The sequence below is a fragment of the Bacillus sp. FSL K6-3200 genome (genome assembly GCF_038630485.1).
Taxonomy (GTDB): domain Bacteria; phylum Bacillota; class Bacilli; order Bacillales; family Bacillaceae; genus Bacillus; species Bacillus safensis.
The window spans coordinates 3,540,102-3,554,625 of record NZ_CP152032.1; the positions used below are offsets into that span (position 1 = coordinate 3,540,102).

The following is a 14,524-nucleotide window of genomic DNA, read 5'->3' on the forward strand; positions in this document are numbered from 1 at the left end:
CTGCTCACCTCACCTTACATTATAATTTCTTTTGCAATTCATACAGCTTTGTCATGGCGTCAAGCGGCGTCATATCCATTAAGTTGAATGACTTTAATTCGTCAATGACCGCTTGATCTTTCTGTTTTAAGGCAGCTTTTGTCTGCGGTTTTTCTTCTACTTCAAAGAAAGATAGCTGCTGTTTTTCTTCAGTCTTTTCTGCTTTTGGTGCTGCAGATACGACGTGCGGGGTCACATCATGTGATCCGCTCTCAAGCTCAGTTAAGATGGTCTGGGCTCTATTAATGATGGCATCAGGCAATTCAGCAAGCTGCGCTACATGAATACCATAGCTTTTATCAGCTGCACCTTCTTTGATTTGATGTAAGAAAACGACCGTGCCTTCATGCTCTTCAGCTCGCACATGAACATTTTTCAGCTCGCTTAATTGAGATTCAAGGACCGTGAGCTCATGGTAATGTGTAGAGAATAGGGTTTTAGCTCCAATATGATCATGAACAAATTCAATGATCGCCTGCGCAAGAGCCATTCCATCATAGGTGCTTGTCCCGCGTCCAATTTCATCAAATAAAATCAAGCTGTTTTTCGTTGCGTGCACCATCGCATTTTTTGCTTCGAGCATCTCTACCATAAAAGTACTTTGACCAGAAATCAAATCATCTGCTGCACCAATACGCGTAAAGATTTGATCGAAGATTGGAAGCGTCGCCTTTGACGCAGGTACAAAGCAGCCAATCTGTGCAAGAATCGAGATGAGAGCCATTTGTCTCATATACGTACTTTTCCCTGACATATTCGGTCCAGTGATGAGTAAGGTTTGTCTGCCTTTTCCCATATGGCAGTCATTCGGTACATATTCCTGGTGATCCAGCACTTTTTCAACGACAGGGTGACGGCCATCTTTGACATCCACGTCATCCTCTGAGAATTCCGGACGGATATAACGGCGCTTTTCACTGACAGTCGCAAAGCATTGAAGCGCATCCAGCTCACTCATTTGTTTTGCAAGCAGCTGTAATCTAGGAATATAGCCTTTCACTTGCTCCCTGAGAGCTGCAAATAGTTCATATTCCAATTCGTTAATATTTGATTCTGCTTCAAGAATCAGTGCTTCTTTTTCTTTTAATTCAGGTGTGATATACCGCTCTGCATTGGCAAGCGTTTGTTTTCTTTCATAACGCCCTTCCTCCAGCAGATGTGTATTTGCGCGTGTCACTTCGATATAATAACCAAACACTTTATTAAACCCGACTTTTAAGGAGCGAATGCCGGTATATTCTCTTTCCTGCTGTTCAAGCCGTGCAATCCAGTCCTTTCCGTTTCGGCTGGCATCACGGTATTCATCTAATTTTTCATTGTAGCCATCTTTAATCAAATTGCCTTCTTTTATCGTGATCGGCGGATTCTCATAAAGTGCATCTTCTAATAACTCCAGCAAGTCGCCACAAGGATCAATCTCATTCGCTCTTGATTTTGCCATTTCCTCTGGTAATGAATGAACGAGTTGTTTAATATCCGGTACTTGTTTTAAGGATTCCTTGAGCTGGATGAGATCACGGGCATTCACGTTGCCAAAAGCTACGCGGCCCGCTAGACGCTCAAGATCGTATACTTGCTTTAATCGTTCGCGCAGATCCTCTCGCTCAAAGAAATGATCCATCAAAATCTGCACCATTTCCTGACGCTCGTTGATTTGCGAAAGACGGATGAGCGGCCGGTCGATCCATTGCTTGAGCAGTCTGCCGCCCATCGCTGTTTTTGTTTCATCTAACAGCCATAATAAAGAGCCTTTTTTGCTTTTTGAACGAATGGTTTCTGTTAATTCAAGGTTTCGTTTTGAGTAAAGATCGATTTTCATCGTTTGTTCAAGCTCAAACACTTGAACTTTCTGAAGGTGATCCAAGCTTCTTTTTTGCGTTCTTCTTAAGTAGGCATATAGTGTTAAAAATGACGTTTTCAACTTTTCGTCAAGATGGGAAACGAGCCGTTCAGCTTCATCTAATAATTCATCACTATCTTCGTATGAAATAGTCGCTTGGCAGCGTTCTTTAAGGGTTTTGACTGTTTCCTCATCCAGCTGCTTTGACACCACAATTTCTTTTGCACCGACAGAATAAATTTCTGATACGACTTCATCTAATCGATCGATGAAAGCCGCCATGTTTTCACCTGTTGATAAATCAGACAGCGCAAGACCGTACCCATTTTGAAAGCTGGTAACAGACGCGATAAAGTTGTTCTCGTTTTCACTTAATCCTTTACCATCCATGACGGTACCTGGTGTAATCAGTTGAACGACTTCCCTTTTGACTACACCTTTTGCCGTTTTAGGGTCTTCCACCTGCTCACAAATGGCGACTTTGTAGCCCTTTGAAATCAACTGTTCTATGTATGCAGAAGCAGAATGATAAGGAACGCCGCACATTGGAATTGTTCCGCCGTCTCTGCTTGTTAACGTAATTTCTAGTTCTTGCGCGGCTTCTTTTGCATCATCAAAAAACATCTCATAAAAATCGCCTAAGCGAAAAAATAAAAAGGCATCTTGATAATCTGCCTTGATCTTTAAATATTGCTGTATCATGGGCGTATAACTTGCCATATTTCTAATCCCTCACTATATTACTTTCGAATTCATACCATCTAATATTATAGCATAAAAAATCACCTTTTTTCTCCTAGTACAGGCACAAAAAAACTAGGGGGATATGCGCCCTAGTCATTCATTACTCTTCTGGATCACCTGCTAGGAATTCTGGATGAATATTCTCTAACTCCTCATCCACTTCTTCTTCCCACTCGTGATCATCTTTTTCTTTCCAGCTTGAATTGACCTCTACAACAATTTTTGTTTCACCGACTACCTCAGCAATGAATTCACGCTCTGCCTGAACGATAATTTTATTGCCATTTGGAGAAATGGTCACTTCTAAGCAGTTGGGCTGCTGCAGCACTTTCGCAATCACTTCGTGCTCATCATCAAGGAAATTCTTATCTTTATATCTCAGTTTAATGATGTCTACATACTTCACACGCTCTGTGACGACTTCTGTTTTCGTGTTGTCAGCGTAAGAGTACCATACGTTAATATCAAATGTTCCTTCGATCTCAACGGTTTTACCGACCTTTTCAGCATCATACTTATGATTAATGATCCAACCACCTAGGATGCTGGTTGGTTTTTGCGATGGAGAAATGGTGTGTGTGCTTTGGGTGAATTTCCTCCCTTTTGCAACCACCGCTTTTGTAATAATTTCTCTGTATTCAGACATTCCGGCATGCCTCCTTGTTCTTGATCGTTTTATCTTATGCTGGGCATTCGTCTAGTGTGTCACGATTTTGAACTTCATGTTCAATTAAATTCATTTCTGTTTCAGTGTATGCATGGTCGCCCATAAACTTGCCTTGAAAATTGGAAAAGTTGGAGAGTGAGAGATTTGGAGTTGACTGAAATGGTGTAATTTGATGTAATAAAGTTAGTAGCCCTTCTTTATATAAGGAGGAGATCTTATGAAACAATTTAATATTATAATAAATATTTTTGGATTAAGTATTGAGCTTCAATTCAAATCTTTTAATCTGTAAAATCAATTAATTTTTAGTTGATAACACTTCAATATAATATTTATTTTTTACGAAATATAAGGGCTACTGCATCAACATTTTGTTGTTGATGCAGTAGCAAAATACAAATAACATATATTTCATATAATAAAAACCCCGCATCTGCGGGGTTTTCTCATTTAATGGAGCAACTTGGTGATGAGTTTTTCACTTTTGAACCGGTTTCTCCTAATAAGAGATCACCGCCGGTTGAAAGAATGATTTCATCTGTTACTTGATTCGAAATCGTGTGCGCTACAAGCTGAAGCAGGGAATTGACTTCTGTTTGTGATTCTTTGAATTCTTGAATCACTGGGATGTCATCCAGTTCTTCCTGCAGGGCATCAATTTTTTCTTCGACTTGTTTTAATGCTTCATGTTTGCCATAATGTTTTAAATTTACAGCTTGTTTTTGAAGCGCCTTAATTTGATTAATAATCGTTGAAATTTTTGTGTTTTCATTGATTTGCGCTTCTGCTTTTTTGAAGAAATCAACTTCTTCAGTTTCAGAAATCATTTTAGCGAGCTCTCTTGCGCGCTCGACAATCTCTTTCTTTGAATAAAGTGTCATTTTAATTCACCTCGATAGCTTCTCCAACCATTTCTCCGTCAAGAGACCAAGTTTTGGCTTGTGTGATTTTCACTTTGACGATGTTGCCAATCGCTTCTTTTGGTGCTTTAAAATTCACAAGCTTGCTTTTACTTGTATATCCGGCTAGGATCTCAGGGTTGTTTTTACTTTCACCCTCTACTAATACTTCGACAATCTGCCCTTCATATTCCTTCATTTTTTTCGCAGAAATTTCATTCACAAGTGCATTTAGGCGCTGGAGACGTTCTTTTTTCACATGCATTGGCACGTTGTCTTTCATTTTTGCTGCCGGTGTTCCTTCTCTTGGAGAATAAATGAACGTATAAGCGGCATCAAACTCAACCTCGCGATAAAGCGAAAGGGTTTCTTCAAACTGCTCATCTGTTTCATTTGGGAATCCAACAATAATGTCCGTTGTTAATGAAGCTTTCGGCATAGCTTCTTTGATTTTGCGTACAAGATCAAGGTAACGCTCACGGTCATATTTTCTCGCCATAAGCTTCAGCACAGAAGAACTTCCCGATTGAACTGGCAGATGAATATGATCGAGAAGGTTTCCGCCCTTGGCAAGCACTTCGATTAAGTGATCATCAAAATCACGCGGGTGACTTGTTGTAAAACGGATACGCGGAATATCAATTTTTCGCAGCTCATCCATCAGGTGGCCAAGACCATATTCCATATCTTCAAAATCTTTTCCATATGCATTCACGTTTTGACCAAGAAGGGTAATCTCCTTATATCCTTCTGCCGCTAAACGTCTGACCTCTTGAATAATTTCATCTGGGCGGCGGCTTCTTTCCTTGCCGCGCGTGTAAGGCACGATACAGTATGTACAGAATTTATCACAGCCGTACATAATGTTCACCCAGCCTTTGATTTTACCTTGACGGGCTCTCGGAAGGTTCTCAATCACGTCGCCTTCTTTTGACCAAACCTCAATGACCATTTCTTTTGAAAGGTAGCATTCAGATAACAGCTCTGGCAGGCGGTGAATGTTGTGCGTGCCGAAAATCAAGTCAACAAATGGGTGTTTCTTCAAAATACGGCTCACGACAGATTCTTCTTGGGACATACATCCGCAGACACCTAAAATTAAATCTGGCTTTTCACGCTTTAATGCTTTTAAATGACCAAGCTCTCCAAACACTTTGTTTTCCGCATTTTCACGAATCGCACAAGTGTTTAATAAGATGACATTCGCATCTTCCGTTGAGTTTGTTGGTTCATAGCCAAGCGCCATAAAAATACCAGCCATCACTTCTGTGTCATGCTCATTCATTTGACAGCCGTATGTGCGAATATAAAACTTGCGGCCGTTCCCTAACCCTTGAAACTGCTCGTCAATTTGAAATTGATTGTATTCGACTTCTTCTTTACCCCGTTTTTTTGCATCTTTTAAGGAAGGCGGAATGTACACAGCTTCAAAATATTTGCTGTAGTCCTTCTCGGATTTTTTGTCCGATGAACTTACTTGTCCGCTCGCTTTTCTCTGCTCTTCATTCATGAATTTGTACTCCTTTCAAACCAAGTTCCACCCTACAGTATAGACTATTTTGTGATGAATTGAAAATAAATCATATACGGTTCTTCTATGAAAATTGCCTATTAGTCATAACCATTTTTCACAAAAAGAAAAAGAGAGCCTGCGCTCTCTCAATCAAGTATGTTTAGTTTTTTTGCTTCTTCTTCAATGATTGTCAGTGCCCGGTCTAGTTCTTCTTTTGTGTGCTCGGCTGTGATGATGGCTCTAATTCTTGCCTTGCCTTTTGCCACAGTTGGGAAGGCGATGCCTTGAGCAAACACGCCTCGTTCTATTAAAGCCTTTGAGAAACGAAAAGTAAGTGCTTCGTCTCCAATCATGATTGGGATAATCGGTGTCTCTGTTGGGGCGACTTGAAATCCAAGGCTGATGACCTTTTCTTTAAAATTAGCGGCGTTCTCCCAAAGTGTATCGATTCGCTCCGGTTCATCTAACAGCACTTCAATCGCTTCTTCACACGCTCTAGTCACAGCTGGCGGATGTGAGGTGCTGAATAAAAACGGTCTTGCTTTATGTTTTAAATAATCAATTAAAACCGCTGAACCAGCCACATAGCCGCCGAGCACTCCGACTGCCTTACTAAGTGTCCCGACCTGAATGTGCACTCTGCCGTCGAGTTTAAAATGGTTGACCGTCCCGCGGCCATTCTCACCAAGCACGCCCGAAGCATGCGCATCGTCTACCATCACAAATGCATCATATGCTTCTGCAAGCCTGACTATCTCAGGAAGTGGCGCGATATCTCCATCCATCGAGAACACACCGTCTGTAACGATGAGCCGGACGCGGTAATTCATTGATTTTTTCAAAATCTTCTCCAGCTCTTCCATATTGGAATGACCGTATACCTTTTTATCTGCTTTTGTTAATCGGATTCCATCAATAATTGAGGCATGATTCAGTTCATCTGAAATGACAATATCATCTTTTGTCAGGATACTAGATAAGACCCCTTGGTTGGTCGTAAAGCCCGATTGGAATACAAGAGCTGCTTCTGTCTTTTTAAATGAAGCAAGCTTTTTTTCAAGACGTTCATGCATCGTCATTGTGCCGGCGATGGTACGTACAGATCCTGTACCCGCACCGAATTCATCAATTGCCTCTTTTGCTGCTTTCATTAGCCTTGGGTGTGAGGTGAGGCCTAAATAGTTATTTGAGGAGAGTTGTATAACAGATTGTTCATTTAATGTAACAGTGGATGATTGTTTTGATTCGATCTCTTTCAAAGTTTGGTGGGTTCCTTGCTGCTTCATTGTTTCCAATTCATCTTGTAAATACGTGAATTCTTTCATCATTTCTTCCCCCTTTGATATGATGGCATCATCAGTACGACTTTTCCGCACGTACCGCTTTGCATAAGTTCAAATCCCTTTTCGAACTCTTCAAATGGCAGTGTATGAGTGACAACTGGCTTTACATCAATGGTATTCGTTCTTAATAGCTCAGATACTTGACGCCACGTCTCAAACATTTTTCTCCCCGTGATCCCTTGCACGGTTAATCCCCTAAAAACAATTTGATTCGTAATATCAATTGTTACTGGCCGTTCTGGCAAGCTTAGTATATTGACTTTTCCTCCATTTGCACAAGCTTCGAGTGCTTGATTAATGGCAGCTGGATGACCTGACATCTCACACATCACATCTGCCCCTTCCATTCGCGTGAGCTGCTTAATCATCGCGACTGGATCATCTTTTCCAATATCCACGATATGATCTGCACCCATTTTTCGGGCAAGATCGAGCCTGTATTCATTTTTATCAACAGCGAACACTTGAACAGCCCCGGAGGCTTTTGCGACAGCAATAGCCATTAAACCGATTGGTCCGCAGCCAAAAATCGCTACTGACTTACCTGAAACAGGTGTATGCAGTACAGTATGGACAGCATTTCCAAGCGGTTCTTGTATAGAGGCAAGCTCAACTGGCATTTGAGCTGGATTGTGCCACACATTTTGTTCAGGTACTTTGACATATTCAGCAAAACAGCCATCAATGTCTACCCCTAAAATTTTCGTTTCACTGCACAAATGCTGCTGCCCTGTTAAGCACATATAACACTGATTACATACAACATGCGTCTCAGCCGATACAAATTCCCCTACTTTTGCTCGTGAGACTTGCTTCCCCACTTTAACAACTTCCCCTGTAAATTCATGTCCAAAAATGTAGGGCGCTTTGACTCTTCCCTTAGCCCAGTCATCCCAATTATAAATATGCACGTCTGTTCCGCATATCGAAGTGGCTTTCACTTGGATCAAAACTTCATGATCTTTGATTTCTGGAATCGGCATCTCCATCATCACCGCTCCGTAAGCGCTTTCTTTTTTAACAATTGCTTTCATCGTTCCACACATGACGTACAACCCCTTTGTTAAAAAACTTCTCCCAATCAGATTTTAACACGACTTATTTTAGTCGTAAATACTACTGTCTACTAGATAAAGACAAATGCACACCCCACATATTTTTTTGGATATTTTTCTAAAAAAAAAAAGCAAATCTCCTTTCGATCGGAGATTTGCTTTCATCGTCAGCGTTTTTTTGAAACGGCAACATATAGTGCTGGCACAATGAATAATGTCAGTATTGTTGAGAAAAAGACACCTGATACAATGCAGATGGCCAGCGGCTTAAAGAGTGGATCATGACTTAATGCAACAGGCATTAGTGCAACAAGTGCCGTAAATGCTGTTAAGAGAATCGGTCTAATCCTTGCTCTTCCTGCTTCAATTACAGCTGTCTGTTGATCAAACCCTTGCTTCCGCCTTTGCTCAATAAATTCGAATAGGACGACCGCATTTCGGACGACAATACCAGCCAATGAGACAATTCCCATTGTTGCCATAAAGCTGAATGGTGTTTGTGTGACAAACAGTCCAATAATGGCTCCTGATACGGCTAAGTATACCGTTCCTAGAACTAACAGCGGAAGCATCAATGAATTGAACTGGAATGCGATGGTCACGTAAATGAGCAGCAAGACTACTGCAAATAAGAGACTAATTTCAATAAAGAACTGGGTCTGATTTTCATTTTCTCCACCTTGTGAAATGGTCAAATCCTTCGCTGCAGCGCTTTTCCCCACTTGATTGACGACTTCTTTCATATCGTCTTTAAACGAATCTGATGCGCCGGGGTACGCCTTCAGCGTAATGGTCGGAACTCCATTTTCATGTGGAATGCTTTCGTACTGCTCTGTTTCTTTTTCTTTTACATATCGGCTAAGCGGCTCAAGTTGAGGCATACCGATTTCATTATTATTCACAGGCACTTTCATTTCTTTTAGCTTTAAACCATTTTGATGTGTGCCTATATCCTGTTTCACCACTAAATCGATATCATTTGTTCCTTGTTTAAAGGTGCCTAATGGAATCCCTTCTGTCACAAGACCAAGCTGTCTGCTGACAAACTGAGCACTAAGCCCATCCTCTGCCATTCGCTCACGGTTTAATTCAAAGGAGATCGTTTTCACCGGCTTATTGACATCGTCCGTGATCAAGCTTGCCCCTTTGTCTTTCATTTCATTTGTCAGCGTTTCTTTGACATTAATGAGCTTTGAAAAAGAGTCACCGGCAACCGTTACTGTCACTGGCGCTCCAGTTGGCGGCCCTTGAACAATGGTTTTCATAAAGAGATCAGCCTCTTTGAATTTCTCTCGCAAAGGCTCGGTCATACGATCTATTAATATCTTACTTGTCATCTGATCATTGTCTACTCTCACAACAACCTGACCGGTGTGGTCACTTGCATTTGAAATACTTTCATTAAACAGGTTCGGCACACCACCCCCTGCAAAAACCGCCGTTTCTTCAATGCCTTTTTGCTGCTTAATCTCTTGTTCTATTTTCTTTAGTGTTTCATTTGTTTTGTCTAATGTTGTTTCACTTGGAAGCGTGACAGTGACAACCACTTCTTTCTTATTCGCCGCAGGGAAAAATTCAAATGGTGTGACGAAAATAAGTAAAAAGGCAAGCGTTGCAACGAGCAAACCACTTAGTCCAATAACGAGCGGCCGCTTCACAATGTTTTTCAGCACACGGTCCGCATAGAAATCAGCCAGCCTTTTTAATGGTTTCCCTAGGAATCCCGGCTCTTTTTGACTCTTCTTACTCTTTCTTTTCCGGTTCACAGTATATTGATAGACTGGCACAAGTGTCAGCGAAATCACCATAGACGCAAGCACAGTCGTTACTAGAACAGACGGTAATGCCCGAATAAATGAACCATTTGCACCTGATAGGAAAACAAGCGGCAGGAAGGCAAACACAACAGCTAGTGTTGATGTCAAAATGGACCCTGCGACTTCTTTCACCCCTGCAATTGTTCCTTTAAGCGGACTTTCGTATTTTTTCATCTGTCTTAAAATATTATCATTGACGACAATCGCATCATCGACAAGTATCCCTAAGGCAATGATAAACCCGATAATCGAAATTTGATTGAGATCCACTTGTAAAAATGGCAGCGGAATCGTTCCGATTGTTATGGATAGCGGAATGGCGAGTGAAACGATAAACGCCCCGCCAATTGTAAGACCAAGTGTGGTGACAATAATAACCGCGATGACTGCAACAATGGCTTCTTTCATTAGATCATTGAAAATGGCATCCACTTCACTTTTTTGTGAATAGTAGTCTATCCACTCCACCCCATTTGGCAGCTGCTTTTCTTTCTCAATGACATCACTGACTTTGTCATACATTTTAGGAATATCAAGCCCTGGTTTAATATTCACTGTAAATGAATAGGCGGGCTTTCCGTTATACGACACAATATCACTTTTCTCTTTTTCTACTTCTTTTAAGCTGCCAAGCTGGCTAATTGTGACCGGCTCTCGTTTCGTTTTTGAGAAAAGCTCAATCTTTTTGATTTGATTTAAACGGTCATATGTATCGATGGACAGCTTCACCTTCTCTTTGCCTGCCCGAATATCGCCTAGTGGAGATGTGTCAAATTCCTGATTGATGGCATTTGTGACATCAGTTACATTGAACCCTTCACCCTCCAGCTTATTTGAATCTAAGTCTAATACCGCTTGTTTGTCATTGAAGCCTTTCATAACGACACTGTCTACCCCTTTGATGTCCTCTACTTTTTCCTTCAATGCACGCAGCGATTTCTGACTCTTTGCTAAGTCCGATGATTGACTCGACACAATCATATAAGAACCAACCGGCACGCTGCCGAATTCATCCTTTACTTCCGGCTCCATCACCCCGTCAGGAAAAGACGACGCAGCACTTGTCGTTTCATTCTTAATTTGACTTGCCACCTTTTGAAAGTCGGCTTTGTCCTCAATTTCAATCACAATATTTGAGAAACCAATGGCAGAAACTGAGCTCGTTTTCTCTACACCATTGATATCAGATAGGACGGATTCTAGCTTATTGGTAACATCTCTTTCCACCTGTTTTGCATCCGCACCAGGAAAAACGGTAGAAATCGTGACGAGATTCGCCTCGAATTCTGGCAGTTCTCGTTTAGGAAGCTGCGCGAATAAATAGCCGCCAGCAATGAGAACGATAAAAAATAAAATAAAAACAAGCTTTCCTCTTTTCAAAAAAGCTTCAAACATTATTTCACCTACTTAAATATTTATTTTTGATGAAGTAAATTCAACTTAGTCTTAATTTATCATCATGGTGAAAAAATGCAAGCTCTAATATGTCATTTTTATCTATTTCACGAACTGAATATGTTATATAAGAAATGTATAGCGGTAAACAAAAACAACCCGCTTACATGATGTAAGCAGGTTGAAAATAATAAAATTAGAATTATCGTGGCTCAACAATCAATTTGATGGCTGTTCTTTCTTCTCCATCGATCAGAATGTCAGTAAAGGCTGGAATGCATATCAAATCCACTCCGCTTGGCGCAACAAATCCCCTTGCAATAGCGACAGCCTTGACCGCCTGATTCAGTGCTCCAGCGCCGATTGCTTGTATTTCCGCTGCACCGCGTTCACGTAAAACGCCAGCTAATGCTCCTGCTACTGAATTCGGATTTGACTTTGCTGAAACTTTTAAAATTTCCATTTCTGCTCCCCCTTAAATTTACAATGGATAAGTGAGTGTTCATTAGAACAATCTTTGTTAGATGATGCTATTTTTTTGAAAATCCATCCCCAAAATGTTTTTCAAAAATAGCAGGCTACCTACCATTTTTACTATATTCACTATAGAGGGCGCATATTCCTTCTTTCTGATTAATATTTTTCTGAAATAAATATGTGAACATTTATTCAAAGAAAATATGGTCATCATTTATCAAAATTCGATCAATTTTGACAGCTTTTTTCGACTGTTCGTCAATTTCTACGATCACTGCACTTAATGTCGTGCGGCCTTCTGCAATTTCAAAACGGACTGGGAGACTTGTTTTGAATCGTTTAATGATCGTTTCTCGGTCAACACCTAAAATGCCATCGTAAGGTCCTGTCATTCCGACATCTGAAATATACGCAGTTCCTTTTGGCAATACGCGGTTATCTGCCGTTTGAACATGTGTATGCGTTCCAACGACACATGATGCACGCCCGTCTGTATACCAGCCCATCGCTTGCTTTTCACTTGTGGCTTCACCATGAAAATCAATGAAAATAAACGGTGTCCGTTTGGATGCTTCCGCAATTAATTCATCTACTTTTTGAAATGGGCAGTCAATTGGCGGTAAAAACGTACGTCCTTGCAGGTTGATGACAGCCAGTTCTTTTCCTTGTTTTTTAATAAACGTGAGACCTTTTCCAGGTGTACCTTCCGGGAAGTTAGCAGGACGGACCATATTGGCTGCGTCATCGATGAAATCGAAAATGTCTCTTTTATCCCATGTATGGTTACCCATTGTGAGCACATCAGCTCCTGCTTGCAGCAGCTCATGATAGATTTTTTCAGTCAGACCTTTCCCGTGAGCAGCATTTTCTCCGTTGACAATGGTAAAGTGCGGCTGATATTTTCTCTTCAGCTTTGGCAAGTATTCTTTCAGTGTCTCTCTGCCAGGTGAACCGACGATATCTCCAACAAATAATATTTTCATGCGCTTTGAACCCTTTCTCTTTTAGAATGATCTTCTTATCAGTGTTGCATATTTACACAAAAAAATAAAGCGGCGCTAAGCGCACCGCTCTATTTTGCATACTCTACTGCGCGAGTTTCTCGAATGACTGTCACTTTAATGTGACCAGGGTAATCGAGCTCGTCCTCAATTCGCTTACGAATATCCCTTGCTAGACGGTGAGCTTCAAGATCATTAATTGAATCTGGCTTCACCATAATACGTACTTCACGTCCAGCCTGTATCGCAAACGATTTTTCAACACCTTCATAAGATTCAGAGATATCTTCTAATTTCTCAAGTCTCCGAATGTAATTTTCAAGCGTCTCACTTCTTGCACCAGGGCGTGCTGCAGATAATGCATCAGCTGCCGCAACAAGAACAGCGATTATAGATGTCGGTTCTTGGTCACCGTGGTGAGAGGCAATACTGTTGATGACAACAGGATGCTCTTTATATTTCGTCGCAAGCTCAACGCCAATTTCTACGTGGCTTCCTTCTACTTCATGATCAATGGCTTTTCCAATGTCATGCAGAAGACCTGCTCGTTTTGCAAGCTTTGCATCTTCTCCAAGCTCTGAAGCCATGAGACCTGCAAGATGTGCAACCTCAATTGAATGCTTCAGGACATTTTGTCCATAACTTGTACGGAATTTTAAGCGGCCGAGAATTTTGATCAGATCCGGATGCAGACCGTGAACTCCGACTTCGAATGTCGTTTGTTCACCCATCTCGCGGATATAATCATCGACTTCACGGCGTGATTTTTCCACCATTTCTTCAATTCGTGCAGGATGAATGCGGCCATCCTGGACTAGCTTGTCCAGAGCTATCCTCGCTGTTTCACGTCTAATCGGATCAAAGCCCGATAGTATGACAGCTTCAGGTGTATCATCTATGATCAAGTCAATACCTGTTAACGTTTCTAACGTACGGATATTTCGTCCTTCACGTCCGATAATACGACCTTTCATCTCATCATTTGGAAGATTGACTACAGATACCGTTGTTTCAGCCACATGATCAGCTGCACAACGCTGTAACGCAAGTGAAAGAATGTTTTTCGCCTTTTTGTCAGCCTCTTCTTTCGCTCGGTTTTCAGATTCTTTCGTCATGACTGCAATGTCGTGGGAAAGCTCATTTTCAACTTGATCCAGAATGATTTGTTTCGCTTCATCTCGAGTTAGACTTGAAATGCGTTCCAACTCGGCTTTCTGCAAACGAATCATATCATCCACTTTGCTTTCCATCTCTTCAATATGTTGTTGTCGTTCATTCAGAGAATGATCTCTCTTCTCCAACAGGGACTCCCGTTTATCTAAAGATTCGTCTTTGCGATCAAGATTTTCCTCTTTTTGAAGTAAACGGTTTTCTTGTCTTTGAAGCTCATTACGTCTTTCACGAACTTCTTGCTCCGCCTCTACACGAAACGAATGAATTTCATCTTTCGCTTCCAAGAGCGCTTCTTTCTTCAATGCTTCCGCATCACGCTTTGCATCCTCAACAATTTGTTCGGCCATGTTTCTTGCGCCGGATATTTTTGCTTCTGCAATGGTTTTACGAACAAAGTAGCCAACAACTAAACAGATTAGGCTCAGCAAAATGGAGATGATCGTAAACATCGTAGGCGACATATTTTCACCTCCTCTTGCTATGAACTTGGTTTTACAAATAAAGTGTCGGCATGTACATTGTTTTGTGTCTCAACATACAGGGCCTTCACAGGGAATGAGA

10 protein-coding genes are annotated in these 14,524 nt (G+C 41.2%); all 10 read right to left on the reverse strand.

Annotation, left to right across the window (positions count from 1 at the left end):
- Window positions 1-19: 19 nt before the first annotated feature.
- The 10 genes from mutS to rny all read right to left on the reverse strand — a co-directional run bounded on the left by mutS (window position 20) and on the right by rny (window position 14,424).
- Window positions 20-2,599, reverse strand: coding sequence for a DNA mismatch repair protein MutS (gene mutS / locus MHI60_RS18210; RefSeq protein ID WP_144485276.1), 2,580 nt, complete (start codon window positions 2,597-2,599; stop codon window positions 20-22).
- 124 nt (window positions 2,600-2,723) lie between these two features.
- Entirely contained in the window at window positions 2,724-3,269 is a 546-nt protein-coding gene (gene cotE, locus MHI60_RS18215) for an outer spore coat protein CotE (protein WP_144485274.1), read from the reverse strand.
- A gap of 467 nt (window positions 3,270-3,736) precedes the next feature.
- A complete protein-coding gene (locus MHI60_RS18220; protein ID WP_047202216.1) occupies window positions 3,737-4,171 on the reverse strand; it encodes a RicAFT regulatory complex protein RicA family protein in 435 nt (144 codons plus the stop codon).
- A gap of 1 nt (window position 4,172) precedes the next feature.
- Window positions 4,173-5,699: a tRNA (N6-isopentenyl adenosine(37)-C2)-methylthiotransferase MiaB gene (miaB, locus tag MHI60_RS18225; protein ID WP_144485272.1), complete on the reverse strand. Its 1,527-nt coding sequence runs from the start codon at window positions 5,697-5,699 to the stop codon at window positions 4,173-4,175.
- Between the two features lie 149 nt (window positions 5,700-5,848).
- Window positions 5,849-7,027, reverse strand: a complete 1,179-nt coding sequence (locus MHI60_RS18230) for a glycine C-acetyltransferase (protein ID WP_144485270.1) — start codon at window positions 7,025-7,027, stop codon at window positions 5,849-5,851.
- Window positions 7,027-8,091 carry an L-threonine 3-dehydrogenase gene (tdh, locus tag MHI60_RS18235; RefSeq protein WP_111291013.1) on the reverse strand — a complete coding sequence of 355 codons (1,065 nt, stop codon included), beginning with the start codon at window positions 8,089-8,091 and terminating at the stop codon, window positions 7,027-7,029. Before tdh ends, MHI60_RS18230 begins: the two co-directional genes overlap by 1 nt.
- A 176-nt stretch (window positions 8,092-8,267) precedes the next feature.
- On the reverse strand, window positions 8,268-11,312 hold the full coding sequence (locus tag MHI60_RS18240; protein ID WP_144485269.1) for an efflux RND transporter permease subunit: 3,045 nt from the start codon (window positions 11,310-11,312) through the stop codon (window positions 8,268-8,270).
- 202 nt (window positions 11,313-11,514) lie between these two features.
- Entirely contained in the window at window positions 11,515-11,775 is a 261-nt protein-coding gene (spoVS, locus tag MHI60_RS18245) for a stage V sporulation protein SpoVS (RefSeq protein WP_003211281.1), read from the reverse strand.
- Window positions 11,776-11,977: 202 nt separating this feature from the next.
- Window positions 11,978-12,772, reverse strand: coding sequence for a TIGR00282 family metallophosphoesterase (locus MHI60_RS18250; RefSeq protein ID WP_048239828.1), 795 nt, complete (start codon window positions 12,770-12,772; stop codon window positions 11,978-11,980).
- Window positions 12,773-12,861: 89 nt separating this feature from the next.
- Complete coding sequence (gene rny, locus MHI60_RS18255; RefSeq protein ID WP_003211958.1) at window positions 12,862-14,424, reverse strand: ribonuclease Y; 1,563 nt, start codon at window positions 14,422-14,424, stop codon at window positions 12,862-12,864.
- Window positions 14,425-14,524: the final 100 nt, after the last annotated feature.

Excerpts from the sequence above, each read along its gene's own strand:
- mutS (WP_144485276.1), bottom strand. The coding sequence starts at position 2,599 with ATGGCAAGTTATACGCCCATGATACAGCAATATTTAAAGATCAAGGCA.
- cotE (WP_144485274.1), bottom strand. The coding sequence starts at position 3,269 with ATGTCTGAATACAGAGAAATTATTACAAAAGCGGTGGTTGCAAAAGGG.
- MHI60_RS18220 (WP_047202216.1), bottom strand. The coding sequence starts at position 4,171 with ATGACACTTTATTCAAAGAAAGAGATTGTCGAGCGCGCAAGAGAGCTC.
- miaB (WP_144485272.1), bottom strand. The coding sequence starts at position 5,699 with ATGAATGAAGAGCAGAGAAAAGCGAGCGGACAAGTAAGTTCATCGGAC.
- MHI60_RS18230 (WP_144485270.1), bottom strand. The coding sequence starts at position 7,027 with ATGAAAGAATTCACGTATTTACAAGATGAATTGGAAACAATGAAGCAG.
- tdh (WP_111291013.1), bottom strand. The coding sequence starts at position 8,091 with ATGTGTGGAACGATGAAAGCAATTGTTAAAAAAGAAAGCGCTTACGGA.
- MHI60_RS18240 (WP_144485269.1), bottom strand. The coding sequence starts at position 11,312 with ATGTTTGAAGCTTTTTTGAAAAGAGGAAAGCTTGTTTTTATTTTATTT.
- spoVS (WP_003211281.1), bottom strand. The coding sequence starts at position 11,775 with ATGGAAATTTTAAAAGTTTCAGCAAAGTCAAATCCGAATTCAGTAGCA.
- MHI60_RS18250 (WP_048239828.1), bottom strand. The coding sequence starts at position 12,772 with ATGAAAATATTATTTGTTGGAGATATCGTCGGTTCACCTGGCAGAGAG.
- rny (WP_003211958.1), bottom strand. The coding sequence starts at position 14,424 with ATGTCGCCTACGATGTTTACGATCATCTCCATTTTGCTGAGCCTAATC.